The sequence below is a fragment of the Streptomyces sp. NPDC040610 genome (genome assembly GCF_055594065.1).
Map to the genome: position 1 here is coordinate 1,246,957 of NZ_JBVIXA010000001.1, position 17,488 is coordinate 1,264,444.

The 17,488-nt window shown below is 70.7% G+C and carries 16 protein-coding genes and 2 riboswitches; of the genes, 9 read left to right on the forward strand and 7 right to left on the reverse strand.

Features of this window, described 5'->3' with window-relative positions; all coding sequences use genetic code 11:
• Positions 1–42 precede the first annotated feature (42 nt).
• Entirely contained in the window at positions 43–984 is a 942-nt protein-coding gene (locus tag ACZ6AA_RS05535) for an AraC family transcriptional regulator (RefSeq protein WP_471456398.1), read from the reverse strand.
• A 209-nt stretch (positions 985–1,193) separates the two neighbouring features.
• Here ACZ6AA_RS05535 and ACZ6AA_RS05540 point away from each other — a divergent pair, with 209 nt between their 5' ends.
• Positions 1,194–2,165, forward strand: a complete 972-nt coding sequence (locus ACZ6AA_RS05540) for a zinc-dependent alcohol dehydrogenase family protein (protein ID WP_471456400.1) — start codon at positions 1,194–1,196, stop codon at positions 2,163–2,165.
• 68 nt (positions 2,166–2,233) lie between these two features.
• Here ACZ6AA_RS05540 and ACZ6AA_RS05545 read toward each other — a convergent pair whose 3' ends face one another.
• Positions 2,234–2,785, reverse strand: coding sequence for a glycoside hydrolase family 25 protein (locus tag ACZ6AA_RS05545; RefSeq protein WP_468452201.1), 552 nt, complete (start codon positions 2,783–2,785; stop codon positions 2,234–2,236).
• A gap of 239 nt (positions 2,786–3,024) precedes the next feature.
• Here ACZ6AA_RS05545 and ACZ6AA_RS05550 point away from each other — a divergent pair, with 239 nt between their 5' ends.
• On the forward strand, positions 3,025–3,903 hold the full coding sequence (locus ACZ6AA_RS05550) for a phosphatidylinositol-specific phospholipase C (RefSeq protein ID WP_468481933.1): 879 nt from the start codon (positions 3,025–3,027) through the stop codon (positions 3,901–3,903).
• A gap of 32 nt (positions 3,904–3,935) precedes the next feature.
• On the opposite strand, the gene ACZ6AA_RS05555 is transcribed toward ACZ6AA_RS05550, so the two are convergent.
• From ACZ6AA_RS05555 to gcvT, 4 genes are all read right to left on the reverse strand, one after another.
• On the reverse strand, positions 3,936–5,321 hold the full coding sequence (locus tag ACZ6AA_RS05555) for an L-serine ammonia-lyase (RefSeq protein ID WP_468452197.1): 1,386 nt from the start codon (positions 5,319–5,321) through the stop codon (positions 3,936–3,938).
• Between the two features lie 161 nt (positions 5,322–5,482).
• On the reverse strand, positions 5,483–6,745 hold the full coding sequence (gene glyA / locus ACZ6AA_RS05560) for a serine hydroxymethyltransferase (RefSeq protein WP_468452195.1): 1,263 nt from the start codon (positions 6,743–6,745) through the stop codon (positions 5,483–5,485).
• Positions 6,746–6,770: 25 nt separating this feature from the next.
• Positions 6,771–7,148 (reverse strand): glycine cleavage system protein GcvH, encoded by a 378-nt coding sequence (gene gcvH / locus ACZ6AA_RS05565; protein WP_150513190.1) that lies wholly within the window; start codon positions 7,146–7,148, stop codon positions 6,771–6,773.
• Between the two features lie 154 nt (positions 7,149–7,302).
• The gene (gene gcvT, locus ACZ6AA_RS05570; RefSeq protein WP_468452193.1) at positions 7,303–8,427 is read right to left on the reverse strand and encodes a glycine cleavage system aminomethyltransferase GcvT; all 1,125 of its coding nucleotides are present in this window, start codon (positions 8,425–8,427) and stop codon (positions 7,303–7,305) included.
• A 36-nt stretch (positions 8,428–8,463) separates the two neighbouring features.
• A riboswitch (glycine riboswitch) is annotated at positions 8,464–8,604 on the reverse strand.
• Positions 8,605–8,724, reverse strand: a riboswitch (glycine riboswitch).
• Positions 8,725–8,867: 143 nt separating this feature from the next.
• Here gcvT and ACZ6AA_RS05575 point away from each other — a divergent pair.
• The 3 genes from ACZ6AA_RS05575 to ACZ6AA_RS05585 all read left to right on the forward strand — a co-directional run bounded on the left by ACZ6AA_RS05575 (position 8,868) and on the right by ACZ6AA_RS05585 (position 11,919).
• On the forward strand, positions 8,868–9,590 hold the full coding sequence (locus ACZ6AA_RS05575) for an AAA family ATPase (protein ID WP_468452191.1): 723 nt from the start codon (positions 8,868–8,870) through the stop codon (positions 9,588–9,590).
• Between the two features lie 93 nt (positions 9,591–9,683).
• On the forward strand, positions 9,684–10,505 hold the full coding sequence (locus ACZ6AA_RS05580; protein WP_468452189.1) for an enhanced serine sensitivity protein SseB: 822 nt from the start codon (positions 9,684–9,686) through the stop codon (positions 10,503–10,505).
• 598 nt (positions 10,506–11,103) lie between these two features.
• A complete protein-coding gene (locus tag ACZ6AA_RS05585) occupies positions 11,104–11,919 on the forward strand; it encodes an enhanced serine sensitivity protein SseB C-terminal domain-containing protein (RefSeq protein WP_468452187.1) in 816 nt (271 codons plus the stop codon).
• A gap of 29 nt (positions 11,920–11,948) precedes the next feature.
• Here the strand turns inward: ACZ6AA_RS05585 and ACZ6AA_RS05590 are convergent, their stop codons facing one another.
• Positions 11,949–12,128 carry a hypothetical protein gene (locus ACZ6AA_RS05590; protein WP_468452185.1) on the reverse strand — a complete coding sequence of 60 codons (180 nt, stop codon included), beginning with the start codon at positions 12,126–12,128 and terminating at the stop codon, positions 11,949–11,951.
• 159 nt (positions 12,129–12,287) lie between these two features.
• On the opposite strand from ACZ6AA_RS05590, the gene ACZ6AA_RS05595 reads away from it, so the two are divergent.
• The 4 genes from ACZ6AA_RS05595 to ACZ6AA_RS05610 all read left to right on the forward strand — a co-directional run bounded on the left by ACZ6AA_RS05595 (position 12,288) and on the right by ACZ6AA_RS05610 (position 17,479).
• Complete coding sequence (locus ACZ6AA_RS05595) at positions 12,288–13,292, forward strand: ABC transporter permease (protein WP_380847438.1); 1,005 nt, start codon at positions 12,288–12,290, stop codon at positions 13,290–13,292.
• Positions 13,293–13,394: 102 nt separating this feature from the next.
• The gene (locus tag ACZ6AA_RS05600; RefSeq protein ID WP_468452183.1) at positions 13,395–15,170 is read left to right on the forward strand and encodes an ABC transporter substrate-binding protein; all 1,776 of its coding nucleotides are present in this window, start codon (positions 13,395–13,397) and stop codon (positions 15,168–15,170) included.
• 168 nt (positions 15,171–15,338) lie between these two features.
• A complete protein-coding gene (locus tag ACZ6AA_RS05605; RefSeq protein WP_468452181.1) occupies positions 15,339–16,340 on the forward strand; it encodes an ABC transporter permease in 1,002 nt (333 codons plus the stop codon).
• Positions 16,337–17,479 (forward strand): ABC transporter ATP-binding protein, encoded by a 1,143-nt coding sequence (locus tag ACZ6AA_RS05610; protein ID WP_468452179.1) that lies wholly within the window; start codon positions 16,337–16,339, stop codon positions 17,477–17,479. The genes ACZ6AA_RS05605 and ACZ6AA_RS05610 overlap by 4 nt, the downstream gene beginning before the upstream one ends.
• Positions 17,480–17,488: the final 9 nt, after the last annotated feature.

Consider the following 17,488-nt stretch of genomic DNA (forward strand, 5'->3'; position numbering starts at 1 on the left):
ACAGCGAGATCGGCCGCGCCGCATCGGCCCCCTGGGCGGAACCTACGCGTCCCGCCCCCTGCGGTACCGCCCCGGCGCCACCCCGAACTGCCGCTTGAACGCCTTGGCGAACGCGAACTCCGAGGCGTAGCCGCAGCGTTCCGCGACCACGCGCAAGGGCGTGTCCTCCGCGCGCAGGACGCGGCCCGCCGTCGTCATCCGCCACCACGTCAGGTACGCGAGCGGGGGCGAGCCCACCGTCGCCGCGAACCGGCGGGCGAACGGGGCCCGGGAGAGCCCGCCGAGCGCGCCCAGCTCCGCCACCGTCCACGGGTGTCCGGGGTCGGCGTGCACGGCCTTCAGCGCCGCCGCCACCGCCGGGTCGGCGAGCGCCGCCGCCCAGCCCGTCGGATGCCCCGCGCCGTGCCGCTCGCCCAGCCACCAGGCCCGCAGGATGTACAGGAGCAGTGTGTCGAGCAGCGCCGACACGATGGTGTCCGAGCCCGGCTTCGGGTCGTCCAGCTCGGCGCCGAGCAGCTCCACGGCCGCGCGCAGCGAGCTGTGGGCGCCGACGCGGGCGGGCAGGTGGATCACCTCGGGCAGCTCGGACAGGAGCGGGTGGGCGCGGGCGCGGTCGAGGCGGTAGGCGCCGCAGAGGAGCACCGCGGCCGGCGGCTCGCCCGGCGCCGGGTCCGGCTGCCGCGCGGGCGGCCGCGGCCAGGACCCGTCCGGGTTCAGCTCGAACCGGTCGAGGGGCGCGCCGGGCTCGCTCATCAGGGCGTGCCCGCCGCCGTGCGCGACGAACGCGATGTCGCCCGGCGCGAGGGCGATCGGCTCGGCCCCCTCCCGCCCCGGCACCAGCCAGGCCGACCCCCGCAGCAGCACATGGAACCCGGCCCCGCCGGACGCCCCGAACCGCGCACCCCACGGCGCGTACTTGTCCCAGAGCGCGGAGTGCGGCCGCCCGAGCCGCATGGCGGCGATCGCGTCACTGAGTACGTCCATGTCCGAACGGTAGCGCGCACGCCGATCTGCGAGACGTACAGACAGAAAACCGAGATTGGAAGGCATGTCTCGTCTCGCGGGCGCTGCCTAGCGTGGACGCCATGACGACGACAGCGACAGCGGCAACAACCGCGACAGCGGCAACAACCGCGACAGCAGCAACAATCGCGACAGCGGCAACCACGACGGCATCAACCACCGCTCAGGCAGTGCTCTTTGACGAGATCGGCGGCCCCGAGGTCCTGAAGGTGCGCCAGGTGGAACTCCCCGCCCTGGGCCCGGACGACGTCCTGATCCGGGTCGAGGCACTCGGCCTCAACCGTGCCGAAGCCCTCCTGCGCTCCGGCACCTACTACCACCAGCCCACCCTGCCCGCCTCCCGCAACGGCTACGAGGCGGCCGGGGTGGTCGAGGCGGTCGGCGCGGGCGTCACGGGCCTCGCGCCCGGTGACACCGTGCTGACGACCGGAAACTTCGAGCTGAGCGCCCACGGCGTGTACGCGGACCGCGTCGTGCTGCCGCAGCACGCGGTCGCCCCGCGCCCCGCCGACGTCGACGCGGTCACGGCGGCCGCCGTCTGGCTCACGTACACCACCGCCTACGGCGCCCTGCACCTGCGCGCGGGGATGCGCCCCGGCGACCATGTCCTGATCACCGGCGCGTCCAGCGGGGTCGGCACGGCGGCTCTCCAGGTCGTACGCCGAGCAGGCGCGACCCCCATCGCCACCACCCGCACCGAGGGCAAGCGCCGCCAACTCCTCGCCTTGGGCGCCGAACACGTCATCGTCACCGACACGGAAGACGTGGTGAAGGAGACGAAGCGCCTCACCGAAGGCCGCGGCGCCGACATCGTCCTGGACGCGATCGGCGGCCCCGCCTTCCAGACCCTCGGCGAGGCCGCCACGGAAGACGCCGCATACGTCCTCTACGGCTGGCTCGACGGCCGCCCTGCCACCGTCCCGATGACCTGGCCCGCAACCGTCCACGGCTACAACAACGCCATCGTCACCGACACCGCGGACGGCCGCCGCCGCGCTGCCGCCTACCTCAACTCGGGCCTACGGGACGGCACCCTGCGCCCCGAGATCTCCAGGGTCTTCGACGGCCTCGACCGGATGCCGGACGCCCACCGCCTGATGGAGGCGAACACCCACACCGGCAAGATCGTGGTGCGGCCCTAGCGACCCTCGCGGCCCTGGCGCTCCTGGTGCCCTGGCCGTCCTGGCGGCGGGGCGGCGCCGGTCCCGGGCTACGGCGTGGCCCAGTCCCGCAGCGCGTCCTCGCTCTCGAAGTCCGCCACGTTCTTGTCCAGCGGCGTCGACGTGTACTGGTGGATGCGCCACTTCGCCTGGATGCGGGGCTTGCCCGCCGGCACGTAGTCGGCGATCCAGAGGCCGTCGCCCGCGTACGACGTCGTGTCCCTGTTGAGCCAGAAGTCGCGGTTGCAGTACAAGACGGTCCGATGGTTCGGGCGCAGCCGCTTCACCTCGCGGATGAAACGGTCCTTCTCCGCGTTCGTCGCGGCCGTGTGGTCGCCCGTCCACTCCCAGTCCACGGCCAGGATGTCCCCGGCCTTCTCCGGTGCCTTGCTCACGAAGTACTCGGCCTGGGCGGTGATGTTGCCCGGCCACAGGAAGTGGTAGAAGCCGACGACGCAGCCGCCGTCGCGGGCCAGTTTGGTCTGGGCGGTGAGGCGGGGGTTGATGTAGGAGCGGCCCTCCGTCGCCTTGATGATGACGAAGGACAGCCCGTCGGTGGAGAAGGACGACTGGTGGGAGCTGACGTCGATGCCGCGCAGCATGGGGCCTCCAGCGGGTGGGGGGAGTGGGTCCGGCGCCGGGGCCGTGGGGTGGCCGGGTCCGGCGCGTGCGGGGTGATCGGTTCGATCCTGATGGGTGAACGGTCAAAGGTTGACTGTTACTTGACCGTTCCCCGTGAGGGGTTGGTTCCACCCTCGTACTGGCGTTCCTTGCCTCCGCGCGTGTATGGAGTACGGGCACACGCGTCCGCCACCCCCCACTCACGGATACGGGATCCCACATGCCCCTGACCCGCCGCGCCTTCCTCACCGGCGCCACGGCCACCGCCGCCACCGCCCTGCTCACCGCCCCCGCGTCCGCCAGGAGCCGCACGCGCGCGCTCGGCGTACAGAACTGGATGGCGGGCATCGACGCCGCGACGCCCCTGCAGCGCCTGACGATCCCCGGGACGCACGACTCGGGCGCCCGCTTCGGCGGCTGGTGGGTGGAGTGCCAGAACACGACGCTGGGGCAGCAACTGGGCTCCGGCATACGCTTCCTGGACATCCGGTGCCGGGCCTTCGAGGGGTCCTTCACCATCCACCACGGCGCGTTCTACCAGAACCTGAACTTCGACGACGTGCTCGGCGCCTGCCGGGACTTCCTGCGCGGCCAGCCCACGGAGACCGTGCTGATGCGCGTCAAGCAGGAGTACTCGCAGGAGAGCGACGCCACGTTCCGGGCGCTCTTCGACGACTATCTGGACCGGCGCGGCTGGCGTTCCCTCTTCCACATCGGCAACGCCTGGCCGCGTCTCGGCGAGGTCCGCGGGAAGGTCGTCCTCATCGCCGACAACGGCGGTCTGCCCGGCGGCATCCGCTGGGGCGACGGGAACGTCTTCGACATCCAGGACGACTACAACGCCGCGCCCGCCGCCAAGTTCCCCAAGGTCGAGGCCCACTTCAGGAAGGCCGCGGCCCAGCCCGGCAAGCAGTACATCAACTTCGTCAGCACGGCCGCCGCGATCCCGCCGCGCTGGAACTCCGACGACCTCAACCCGCGGACGCACACCCTCCTGGAGAGCGCAGAGGGACGCGGCTGGCGCGGGCTCGGGATCGTCCCGATGGACTATCCCAACACCCGCGCCGGACTGGTGGAGTCACTGATCGCGCACAACTAGGCGCTGTCCACGGGGGCGGCGCGCGGTGGGGCTCAGCACTCGATGATGTTCACGGCGAGCCCGCCGCGCGCCGTCTCCTTGTACTTGACGCTCATGTCGGCGCCGGTCTCCTTCATGGTCTTGATGACCTTGTCGAGGGACACCTTGTGGCTGCCGTCGCCGCGCATCGCCATCTTCGCGGCGGTCACGGCCTTCACGGCCGCCATGCCGTTGCGCTCGATGCACGGGATCTGGACGAGCCCGCCGACCGGGTCGCAGGTCAGGCCGAGGTTGTGCTCCATGCCGATCTCGGCGGCGTTCTCGACCTGCTCCGGGGAGCCGCCGAGGACCTCGGCGAGGGCGCCCGCGGCCATGGAGCAGGCGGAGCCGACCTCGCCCTGGCAGCCGACCTCGGCGCCGGAGATGGAGGCGTTCTCCTTGAAGAGCATGCCGATGGCGCCCGCGGCGAGCAGGAAGCGGACGACGCCCTCGTCGTCGGCGCCGGGCACGAAGTTCATGTAGTAGTGCAGGACGGCGGGGATGATCCCGGCGGCGCCGTTCGTCGGGGCGGTGACCACACGGCCGCCGGCGGCGTTCTCCTCGTTCACCGCCATCGCGTACAGCGTGATCCACTCCATGGCGCGGGCGTGCGGGTCGCCCTCGGCGCGCAGCTGCCGGGCGGAGTTCGCGGCGCGGCGGCGGACCTTCAGGCCGCCGGGCAGGATGCCCTCGCGGGACATGCCCCGGGACACACAGGCCTGCATGACGCGCCAGATGTCGAGGAGGCCCTCGCGGATCTCGTCCTCGGTGCGCCAGGCCTTCTCGTTCTCCAGCATCAGGGCGGAGATGGACAGGCCGGTCTCGGAGGACAGGCGCAGCAGCTCGTCGCCGGTGCGGAAGGGGTACTTCAGGACGGTGTCGTCCGGGACGATCGGGTTCTCCCCGGCCGCCCCCTCTTGATTGAGCACGGTCTCGTCGACGACGAAGCCGCCGCCCACCGAGTAGTACGTCTTCTCCAGGACGAGGGCGCCGTCGGTGTCGTACGCGAAGATCGTCATGCCGTTGGCGTGGTACGGCAGGGCCTTGCGGCGGTGCAGGATCAGGTCGGCGTCGAAGTCGAAGGCGATGTCGTGCATGCCGAGGACGTTCAGGCGGCCCGTGGACTTGATCTCCTCGACGCGGTCGTCCGCCGACTCCACGTTCACCGTGCGCGGGGACTCGCCCTCCAGGCCGAGCAGGACGGCCTTGGGGGTGCCGTGGCCGTGGCCGGTGGCGCCGAGGGAGCCGTACAGCTCCGCGCGTATCGAGACGGTGTGGGCCAGCAGGCCCTCGTTCTTCAGGCGGCGGGCGAACATGCGCGCCGCGCGCATCGGGCCGACCGTGTGGGAGCTGGACGGGCCGATGCCGATCGAGAACAGGTCGAAGACCGAGATGGCCACGGGAGAACTCCAATGATGGGTGGTAGACGCCGTTGTCCGCCGGGTGGTGCGGGGGCAGCTTGCCGTGCTTGCGGGCACGTGGTGCGGGGCACCGCGCGCACTGTCCTCATGTCCAGTGTGCGCGGTGCCCCGGAAGTCCGTACCAACTAAAGCGTACGAAACTACTTCAGGCCGGGGTACAGCGGGTGCTTCGCGGCCAGAGCGGACACCCGGGCCTTGAGGGCCTCGGCGTCGAAGTCCGGCTTGAGGGTCTCGGCGATCACGTCCGCGACCTCGCGGAAGTCCTCGTCCTGGAAGCCACGGGTGGCCAGGGCCGGGGTGCCGATGCGCAGGCCGGAGGTGACCATCGGGGGCCGCGGGTCGTTCGGGATCGCGTTGCGGTTGACCGTGATGCCGACCTCGTGGAGGCGGTCCTCGGCCTGCTGACCGTCGAGCTGGCTGTCGCGCAGGTCGACCAGGACCAGGTGCACGTCCGTGCCGCCGGACAGGACGGAGACGCCGTGCTCCTTGACGTCGTCCCGCACCAGGCGCTCGGCCAGGATCCGGGCGCCGTCCAGGGTGCGCTGCTGGCGCTCCTTGAAGTCGTCCGAGGCCGCGACCTTGAAGGAGACGGCCTTGGCCGCGATCACGTGCTCCAGCGGGCCGCCCTGGAAGCCGGGGAAGACCGCGGAGTTCAGCTTCTTCGCGAAGTCCTTGTTGCGGGCCAGGATGATGCCGCCGCGCGGGCCGCCGAGCGTCTTGTGCGTGGTGGAGGTGACCACGTCCGCGAACGGCACCGGGTTCGGGTGCAGACCGGCGGCGACGAGCCCGGCGAAGTGCGCCATGTCGACCCACAGCTTCGCGCCGACCTCGTCGGCGATCCGGCGGAACTCGGCGAAGTCCAGCTGACGCGGGTAGGCGGACCAGCCCGCGATGATCACCTTCGGGCTGTTCTCCTTGGCCAGGCGCTCGACCTCGGCCATGTCGACCAGACCGGCGGCGTCCACGTGGTACGCGACCACGTTGAACTGCTTGCCGGAGAAGTTCAGGCGCATGCCGTGGGTGAGGTGCCCGCCGTGCGCCAGGTCAAGGCCGAGGATCGTGTCGCCGGGCTGGGCGATCGCGAAGAGGGCGGCCTGGTTGGCGGAGGCGCCGGAGTGCGGCTGGACGTTGGCGTACTCGGCGCCGAACAGGTCCTTGACCCGGTCGATGGCGATCTGCTCGGTGACGTCCACGTGCTCACAGCCGCCGTAGTAGCGGCGGCCGGGGTAGCCCTCGGCGTACTTGTTGGTGAGGACGGTGCCCTGGGCCTCCATGACGGCGACCGGAGCGAAGTTCTCCGAGGCGATCATTTCCAGGGTGGACTGCTGGCGGACGAGCTCGGCGTCGACGGCGGCGGCGACGTCCGGGTCGAGCTCGTGCAGAGGGGTGTTCATAAGCGACATCGGAAAATCAGTCCTTACGCCGTGGTCAGCTGCCTGCGAACGCGGTGTACTCGTCGGCGGAGAGCAGGTCGCCCGGCTCCTCGGCGACGCGCACCTTGAACAGCCAGCCGCCCTCGAAGGGGGCAGAGTTCACCAGGGACGGGTCGTCCACGACGTCCTGGTTGGCCTCGACGACCTCACCGGAGACCGGCGAGTAGAGGTCGCTGACCGACTTCGTCGACTCCAGCTCACCGCAGGTCTCACCCGCGGCGACCGTGTCGCCGACCGCCGGGAGCTGGGCGAAGACGACGTCGCCGAGCGCGTTGGCCGCGAACTCGGTGATGCCGACCGTCGCCACACCGTCCTCGGTGGCCGACAGCCACTCGTGCTCCTTGCTGTAACGCAGCTGCTGGGGATTGCTCATGGCCTGAATTCTCCTGTACGCGGGCGAGTGCTGATGAACGTGGGTCTTACGGACTGAGACGGGCGCGTGCCGCCACGGCTCCCGACGGGACGCGGAGGCGTCCGCAGAGCGAGTGGGGCGCGGGCGGAGGCCGGACTGGACCGGCGCCGCCGGGCTACTTCTGACGCTTGTAGAACGGCAGCGCGACGACTTCGTACGGCTCATGCGTACCGCGGATGTCCACACCCACGCCCGCCGTGCCGGGGGCGGCGTGCGCCGCGTCGACGTACGCCATCGCGATCGGCTTGCCGAGGGTCGGGGACGGCGCGCCGGAGGTGACCTCGCCGACGACCTCGCCGCCGACGACCACGGACATGCCCGCGCGCGGGACCCGGCGGCCCTCGGCGATCAGGCCCACCAGCTTGCGCGGGGGAGCGGCCTCGGCGCGCTCGGCGGCCGCGCGCAGCGCCTCGACGCCCACGAAGTCGTCCGCGTGGGACGTCTTGTCAAACTTGACGACTCGTCCCAGACCGGCGTCGAACGGCGTCAGGGCCGTCGTCAGCTCGTGCCCGTACAGCGGCATGCCCGCCTCCAGGCGCAGCGTGTCGCGGCAGGACAGGCCGCAGGGGACCAGGCCCACCGGGGCACCGGCCTCGGTCAGCGCACGCCACAGCTGCTCGGCGTGCTCGGGGGCCACGAACAGCTCGAAGCCGTCCTCGCCGGTGTAGCCCGTGCGGGCGATCAGGGCGGGGACGCCCGCGACGGTGCCGGGCAGGCCCGCGTAGTACTTCAGGCCGTCGAGGTCGGCGTCCGTGACCGCCTTCAGGATGCCGGGGGACTCCGGGCCCTGGACGGCGATGAGGGCGTAGGCGTCGCGGTCGTCGCGGACCACGGCGTCGAAGCCTTCGGCGCGCTCGGTCAGTGCGTCGAGCACGACCTGGGCGTTGCCGGCGTTGGCGACGACCATGTACTCCTGGTCCTGGAGCCGGTAGACGATCAGGTCGTCCAGGATGCCGCCGTCGGCCTGACAGATCATGGTGTAGCGGGCGCGGCCGACGCCGACGGAGCCGATGTTGCCGACCAGGGCGTGGTTGAGCAGGTCCACCGCCGCGGGGCCGGTGACCGTGATCTCGCCCATGTGGGAGAGGTCGAAGAGGCCGGCGCGGGTGCGGACCGCGTTGTGCTCGTCGCGCTCGCTGGCGTAGCGCAGCGGCATGTCCCAGCCCGCGAAGTCGGTCATGGTCGCACCGAGGTCGCGATGCAGGGCGTCCAGGGCGGTGTGGCGTGGGGTGTTGCTCATCAGTACTGGCTCCCGGGGCATGACGGGCGAGGTCGATCCTCCCCATCTGTCATCGAACCTGAGAGGTTCACCACGTCCCGTGCGTATGACGGGTCATGACTTGCACCTTGGGTGGAGCCGCCCCTGCGACCGGTGTGGCCGGGTGTGACCGGGGATCGACCCGCTTTTCAGATGTGCCTCGCCCGCGCGGTACGGGGCCTGAGAGATTCAAGGGAGGAACTTGCTCCTTCGGCGCCCCGGGACGACGTCCGCGTCAGAGTGCGGTCACGTCTCCGGGAACTCTCCCGCGCGGATTCAAGCGGCCGGTATGGAGTTGGCGCGCACATCATTGCACGCGCCCCCGCTTCACGACAGCAGCAACTTCTTCACGACGGCGGCTACGGCGGAATGCCCTTGTGTGGCATTACCGTCTCTTTACACTCAACGGAGAAGTACTGGGGATGAGTGACGTGACCAGCATGGGGAGGCCGATCACGGTGCACAGGAGCGGTGCTTATGCGACCACCACGGGTGTGGCGCTGCCCGGCGGCGACGTGGTGCCGCCGCAGCCCGGCGCCCCCGTGCGCGAGTGCCTCGGGTACTTCCCGCGGCCCGTCGTGCGCGACCTCAGGGACCGGGCCCGGCGCGGCCCGCGCCGCCTGGTGTTCGGCGCGAGCGACGTCGTGGTCGTGTCCGGGCTGCCCGGCAGCGGCAAGTCCACGCTGATGCGGCGCGCGGTGGCGGGGCCGCGCGTGGACTCCCAGGACACCCGGGACCGCTGGGCGGCCCGCATGCCCCGGCTGCTGCCGTACGCGCTCTACCGCCCCCTGGTCCGCCTCGCGCACTACGCGGGCCTGCACCGGGCGCTGCGCTCCGGCGCGGGCGTCGTCGTGCACGACTGCGGTACGCAGCCGTGGGTGCGCCGCTGGCTGGGCCGCGCGGCCGCCCGGCGCGGGGCCACGCTGCACCTCCTGCTGCTCGACGTGCCCGTCGAGGTCGCCCTCGACGGGCAGCGCGAGCGCGGCCGCGGGGTCTCCCGGTACGCCTTCGCGCGGCACCGCAGGACGGTCGGCCGCCTCGTCCGCGCCGCCGAGCGGGGTGAGCTGCCGCGGGGCTGCGGCTCGGCGGTGCTTCTGGACCGGGAGGCGGCGGGGGCGCTGCGGGAGATCGGGTTCGGGGGCTGAGGGGGCTGAGGGGGCGGTGCGGCGGGGGTCCCGGTTAGGGTCGGGCCCGCAGCACAGGAGCAGGGCAGAGCGCAGAGCAGAGGTCGAGGACAGATGAACTATCCGGGGGACTGCCCGGGAGGCGTTCCGGCACAGGGACCGGGCCCGGACCAGGGACATCCGCATGGGCATCCGCACGAGGGATGGCCGGCCAACGAGCTGGAGGAGGTCCTGGCCGCGTCGCTCGGCGCCCCGCCGTCGGACGCGGTGGGCGCCCGCATCGTCGAGACGCTGGGCCGCGGCCGCGTCTGGATCCCGCTCCCGTCCGGCGGCGGCCCCGACCAGGGCACGCTCGACCTGCCCACGCTGGAGATCGACGGTCAGGCGTACGTCCCCGTCTTCACGTCGGAGCAGCAGTTCCAGCAGGTGACGGGGGGCCGGATGAGCTGGACGGTGGCGCCCGCGGTGGAGTTCGCGCGCGGGCTTCAGCCGCAGCTCGGCATCGTCCTGAACCCCGAGGGCACGGTCGCCGTGCCGCTGCCGCCGCCTGCCGTGGCCGCGCTGTGCCAGGTGGGGCGCACCGAGCTGGACGGCCCCACGACCGGCGGCCGGGTCCGCCTCTTCGAGCCGGACTGGAAGGAGGACCCGGTCGACTTCCTGAGCGCCGCGTCCCGCGAGTTCCAGGCGACCGGGGTGGTCCTGACGGCCCGCCGCTGCCTGGCCAGCGTCGAGGCCGAGGACCCGTCCCTCTTCGTGGGCGTCGAACTCTCCTCCCTGGAGGGCGACGCCCGCGACGCCCCCATGCAGGCCCTGACCCGGGCTCTCACGGCCTTCCCCCCACCCTGGCCGGTCAACCTGGTCCTCCTGGACGCAGCCCAAGACCCAGTCTCCACCTGGCTACGCACCCACATCCGCCCCTTCTACACAACCCACTAGCCACCACCGCAGGCTCCCACCCACCCACCCGCCCTTGGTGAGGACGGACGGCAGGGAGCCGAGGCCTGTCCCGGGTGAGCCAGCCAGCAGGCTCGCCGGGGTCCACCCGGGCCGGATGGCAAAGCCGCCTGGGCCTCGGGGAGGCGGGCGGCGGGACTGCTGGGGCGCCGTGACCGGCGCTCGCCCCGGGTCCCGCAGCACCGCCCACCCTCGCCCCGGGTCCCGCAGCACCGCCCACCCTCGCCCCGGGGCGCACAGCACCGCCCCACCCTCGCCCGGGTCCCACAGCACCGCCCCACCCTCGCCCGGGTCCCACAGCACCGCCCCACCCCCCGCCCCGGGCCCCACAGCAACGGGTGGGCGGGTGGGGAAGCCGCCGCGCAGCGGCGGTGGAGCTTCCGCGGTGCGGGCGGCGCGGGCGGCCGATGGCCCCCGCAGGGGAGGGCGGCCAGCCCGTGGCGGGAAACGGGGGGAGTGGGCGGCCCGAGGCCCGATCAAGGCGCCCACGCCAGAAGTAAGCTGGTTCCATTGACTCGGCCGGACCCCGGCCGTGCGGACAGGTCGAGTGCGTCGGGCAAGCGTGAAGGGGCGGTTACGGGTGAGTGCGTCGGGCACGGCCGCGGGCGACGGGGCCTCCCCTGTTCGAGCGCGCCCGCGAGCTTGGGGAAACGTCGAGCACATGCTGCGCCAGGTGGCGCCGGGACGCTACGACGCGTACGAGGCGCTGCTCGGAGCCCTCGCCGACGACCAGGTGTGGATGCTGCTGTGGCACGGCCAGTCGGGTTCCCCCGACGCGCAGTACGGCAACATGGAGGTCGACGGCCTCGGCTACGCCCCCTGCGTGACCTCCGCCCAGGAACTCTCAGCCAGCGGCTGGAACCGCGGCTACGAGGTGCTCGGCGGCCTCGACGCGGCCCGCGCCCTGTACCCCGACCACTACGGCCTGTGGCTGAATCCGCACGCCCCGGGCGGCGGCGTCGGCATCCCCTGGCTCGACCTGCGCCGCATCGCCGGCGGCCTGGACCTCCAGCCCGCGGGGCCCCTGCGCCTGACCGAACCGGCCATCGAACTCCCGCAGTTCTACGCCCTGCTGAGCCAGAACGCCCACCGCACCCCGACGGTCCGCTCGCTGCGCCGCGCCTGGGTGCAGCCCGCGCTCGGCGCCCCGTACCTGGCCATCGGCCTCGATGTGTACGACACCTCGCCGGGCGCGGTGGACTCGGTCCGCGCGATGATGCAGCAGTCCATCGGCGCCGTCCCCGAGGGCCTGCCGGTCTCCACGGTGGCGATGGCCGACCCGCACGACCCGGTGGCGATGTGGCTGCGCGCCAACGCCCGCCCGTTCTACGACCGCGATGCGCAGGCGGCCCCGGCCCCCGCCGCGGGCGGATACGGCTATCCCGCCCCGTACTGAACAAAAGGGCACAAACCCCTCCGCAGTGATCAGGACAGCGTCCGGTTTTCGCTGTCCCGGAGCCTGCTGATCAGCACCGTCGTGCGCGATGTCCCCCAATGGTGCCCGAGTGGCGGTATGGACTCCCGTGGCGCCTTGGCCCCGAAGTGCCCCGCGTTCGCCCGGCGTTCAGCCTCGTCCGGATAACGGAACACCTCGATCAGCATCACGGTTGCGCATCCATTCCCCGACAAGTCTGGTAACAGATCACGACCCCGTTGAAGACTCCCGCTCCAAGGGGCCTTCGCCCCTGTGTACGACGGACGATCACGTCGCTACAGCGGCAAGTGCGGGCCGGTCACCGCCGGTTGAGAGGGGTCCCTGCCACGATGACGGCGCCATTGCATGACACACCTGCGGACGCGAAACCCACCGAGGACGTCGCTCCCGCAGCTGGTGCGGGGGTGAAGAAGGTCGAGGGACGGTCGCTCAAGCAGATCGCCTGGAACCGACTCAAGCGGGACAAGGTCGCCCTGGCCGGCGGAATCACCGTGCTTGTGCTGGTCCTGGTCGCGGTCTTCGCGCCCCTGATCGTCAGCCTGCTCGGCCACCCGCCGAACGACTTCCACCAGGACAAGCTGGATCCGCTGACCAACCTGCCCACGGGCTCGCTCGGCGGTGTGAGCAGCGACTTCCTGTTCGGCGTCGAGCCCAACAAGGGCCGCGACGTGTTCAGCCGGATCGTCTACGGCGCGCGGATCTCGCTGCTGGTGGCCTTCCTGGCCGCCGTGGTCGCGGTGGTGCTCGGCACGCTCTTCGGCATCATCGCCGGCTACTTCGGCGGCTGGGTCGACGCGCTGATCAGCCGGGTGATGGACGTGCTGCTGTCCTTCCCGCAGCTGCTCTTCATCATCTCCCTGGTCTCCGTGCTCCCGGACGATCTGCTCGGCCTGCAGGGCACGAGCGTGCGCGTGGCGATCCTGATCCTGGTGATCGGCTTCTTCGGCTGGCCGTACGTCGGCCGCATCGTCCGCGGCCAGACGCTCTCGCTGCGCGAACGCGAGTACGTCGAGGCGGCCCGCAGCCTCGGCGGCGGCCGCCGCCACATCCTGTTCAAGGAGCTGCTGCCCAACCTGGTCGCCCCCATCACCGTCTACGCGACGCTGATGATCCCGACCAACATCCTGACCGAGGCCGCCCTCAGCTTCCTCGGCGCCGGCGTCAAGCCGCCGACAGCCTCCTGGGGCGGAATGCTCCGCGATGCCCTGGAGACGTACGAGCACGATCCGATGTTCATGGTCTTCCCCGGCGTGACGATCTTCATCACGGTGCTCGCCTTCAACCTCTTCGGGGACGGTCTGCGCGATGCGCTCGACCCCAAGGGAACCCGCTAGCAGTCCCCAACTGACTTGCCCCTGCCGCAGTCAGGTGGCTCTTTCCATGGTTCTCAGGCAGCTCATGGCCAGGGACCGCGAATCTCGGAGGTTTGCGACAAAATGCCAACAGTTTCCTCGAAGCGACGGCTCACCGCTGGTGCGGCCCTCGTCGTCGCGGCGCTGGTGACCACCACCGCGTGCGGTGGCGGCGACGGCGACGGCGAAGGCAAAGGCAAGGGCGCCGGGTACAACGCCGCCCTGAACAAGGTCGCCAACCCGTCGAAGAAGGCCGGCGGCACCCTGCGCATGGTCGGCAAGCAGGACCTGGACTCGGCCGACCCGCAGCGCGCCTACTACGGCATGTCCTGGGACTTCATGCGCTTCTACACCCGGCAGCTGGTGTCGTACGACACCAAGCCGGGCAAGGCGGGCACCAAGCTGGTCCCGGACCTCGCCGAGGCCAACGGCAAGATCTCGGACGGCGGCAAGACCTACACGTACAAGCTGCGTGACGGTGTCACCTGGGAGGACGGCTCGCCGCTGACCTCCAAGGACGTCAAGTACGGCATCGAGCGCATCTGGGCGACGGACACCATCACCGGTGGCCCGCAGTACCTGATGAAGGCGCTCGACCCCAAGGGCGAGTACAAGGGCCCCTACAAGGACTCGTCCAAGGACAAGCTCGGTCTGAAGGCGATCGAGACGCCCGACGACAAGACCATCATCTTCAAGCTGCCGAAGCCCAACGGTGACTTCGAGCAGTTCCTGGCCATGCCGTCCGGCTCGCCGGTGAAGGCGGCCAAGGACACCAAGGCCAAGTACACCCAGCGGCCGTTCTCCGCGGGCCCGTACAAGTTCTCGCAGTACAAGCCGGGCAAGAAGATCGTCCTGGTGCGCAACGACAAGTGGAAGAAGGCCTCGGACCCGATCCGTGCCGCGCTTCCCGACAAGGTCGACGTGACGATCTCCGCCAACCTGGAGGAGAACGACAAGCGCCTGATGGCCGGCGACTACGACGTCGACCTCAACGGCACCGGCATGACCCAGTCCGGCCGCGTCACCGCGATCCAGGACCACCGCAGCAGCATCGACAACATGCACACGTCCTTCGTGCGCTACGTCGCGCTGATCCACACCGCGAAGCCGTTCGACAACGTGCACTGCCGCAAGGCCGTCTTCTACGGCACGGACTTCGCGGCCCTGCAGCAGACCCGCGGCGGCAAGCTCGCGGCCGGTGACATCGCCAACAGCACCTTCCCGAAGGCGATCCCGGGCTACAGCGACTACGACCCGTACGGCGTCCTGGAGCGCAAGGGCAAGCCGGACCCGGCCAAGGCCAAGGACGAGCTGAAGCAGTGCGGCAAGCCGGACGGATTCAGCGCCAAGATCACCGCCCGTAACAACAACCCGGGCGAGGAGGACACGGCCGAGGCGCTGCAGGCGCAGCTCAAGAAGGTCAACATCAACCTCTCCGTCGAGACCCTCGACGGTGCGGACTCCTCCAGCATCACCGGTTCGCCGTCCGTGGTGAAGAAGCGCGGCTACAGCATGCAGATGAGCGGCTGGGGCCCGGACTTCCCCTCCGGCCAGGGCTACGCGCAGCCGCTGTTCGACAGCCGCTTCCTCGCCCAGACCGGTAACTACAACGAGTCCCAGATCAAGGACAAGAAGATCGACGGGCTCTTCGACAAGGCGATCGCCGAGACCGACCCGGTCAAGGCCGGCGAGACCTACAAGGAGCTCGACAAGCGGATCCTCGACCAGGCCGACTGGATGCCCTTCCTGTACGAGAAGAACATCACCTGGCGCGGTCCGCGGCTGACGAACGCGTACATGTCCGACGCGTTCAACGGCCGGTACGACTACGTCTCGCTCGGCGTCAACGAGAAGAAGTAACACCGCCAGTGTGCCGCCGCGGCGGGATCAAGTCCCGCCGCGGCGACCGCTCTTGACCGACCGTCACGCCACCGCCGCATCCCGCCAGTCCGAAGGGCAGGTGATGGCCCCGGGCGGCGACCGGAGCCCCTCACGAGGGGGCCCCGGGCCACCGCCGGGCCGCGCACAGTGCTTGCTTATCTCATCCGGCGCCTGATCGCCGTAATCATCATGGTGCTGGTCGTACTGCTCGCGACCTTCACCGTCTTCTTCATGCTGCCCAAGTGGGCGGGACAGGACATCGCCGTCCTCTTCGCCGGCAAGGCGTCCGGAGCCGAGCAGCTCGAAGGCATCCGGACCAAACTGGGCCTCGACGACCCGCTGCTCGTGCAGTTCTGGGAATTCGTCAAGGGCATCCCGATGGGCCGCGACTACGCCAACGGCAGTGATGTCACCCACTGCCCGGCGCCCTGCTTCGGCTACTCCTTCCGTACCGAGGCCCCCGTCTGGGAGACCCTCAAGGACGCCCTGCCCGTCACCGCTGCGCTCGCCGCCGGTGCCTGTGTGCTGTGGCTCGGCGCCGGTGTCCTCACCGGTGTGGTCTCCGCGCTCAAGCGGGGCACCATCTGGGACCGCGCCGCGATGACCACCGCCCTCGGTGGCGTCTCGCTCCCCGTCTTCTTCACCGGCATGATCGCGATGGGCGTCTTCGTCCACAACCTCGGCTGGGTGAAGATCGCCGACAGCCTCAGTACGGACGACTCCATCGACGTCTGGTTCCAGACGCTGATCCTGCCGTGGGTCGTGCTCGCCTTCCTGAACGCCGCGATGTACGCCCGCCTCACCCGCGCCACCATGCTGGAAGTGCTGGGCGAGGACTACATCCGCACCGCGCGCGCCAAGGGCCTCGGTGAAGCCGTCGTGATCCGCAGACACGCGCTGCGCTCCGCGATGACACCGATCCTCACCGTCTTCGGACTCGACCTCGGCGTGCTCATGGGCGGCGCCGTGCTCACCGAGTCCACCTTCAACCTTCCGGGCCTCGGCCTGGAAGCGGTCAGGGCCATCAGCAGCAAGGACCTGCCCGTGATTCTCGGCGTCACCCTGTGTGCGGCCCTCGCGATCGCCGTGGCCAACCTCGTCGTCGACCTTCTGTACGCCGTCATCGACCCGCGAGTGAGGCTGGGATGACCGAACTGTCCAAGAGCGGAGCGGCGCCCGAGGGCGGCGCGGAAGCCACCGTGTCGAAGACCGGCACGGCCGTCGGCGAAGTCGTCGCCGGCTCGCCCGCTCCCTCCGCCTTCCTCGAGGTGCGCGACCTCAAGGTGCACTTCCCGACCGACGACGGCCTGGTCAAGTCCGTCGACGGGCTCAGCTTCAGCCTGGAGAAGGGCCGCACCCTCGGCATCGTCGGCGAGTCCGGGTCCGGCAAGTCCGTCACCTCGCTCGGCATCCTCGGCCTGCACACCGCCGGGCAGTACGGCCGCCGCAAGGCGCAGCTGTCCGGCGAGATCTGGCTGAACGGCACCGAGCTGCTCAGCTCCCCGGCGGACGAGGTGCGCAAGCTCCGCGGCCGCGAGATGGCGATGATCTTCCAGGACCCGCTGTCGGCGCTGCACCCGTACTACTCGATCGGCAAGCAGATCATCGAGGCGTACCGGGTCCACAACAACGTCGACAAGAAGGCCGCGCGCAAGCACGCCATCGACATGCTCGACCGGGTCGGCATCCCGCAGCCCGACAAGCGCGTCGACTCCTACCCGCACGAGTTCTCCGGCGGTATGCGCCAGCGCGCGATGATCGCCATGGCGCTCGTCAACAACCCCGAACTGCTGATCGCCGACGAGCCGACGACGGCCCTCGACGTGACGGTGCAGGCGCAGATCCTGGACCTGATCCGGGATCTGCAGAAGGAGTTCGGCTCCGCGGTCATCATGATCACCCACGACCTCGGCGTGGTGGCGGAGATGGCCGACGAGCTGCTCGTGATGTACGGCGGCCGCTGCGTCGAGCGCGGCTCCGCGCAGCAGGTCTTCTACGAGCCCCAGCACCCCTACACCTGGGGCCTGCTCGGCTCGATGCCGCGCATCGACCGCGAGGAGACCGAGCGCCTCGTCCCGGTCAAGGGCTCCCCGCCCAGCCTCATCAACCTGCCGAGCGGCTGCGCCTTCAACCCGCGCTGCCCGTACGCGGACGTGCCCAAGGACCAGATCACGCGCAGCGAGCGCCCCGAGCTGAGCTTGGTCGGCTCCGGGCACTACTCGGCCTGCCACATGTCGCGCGAGGAGCGCACCAAGATCTGGACCGAAGAGATTGCGCCGAAGCTGTGAAGGACCAGG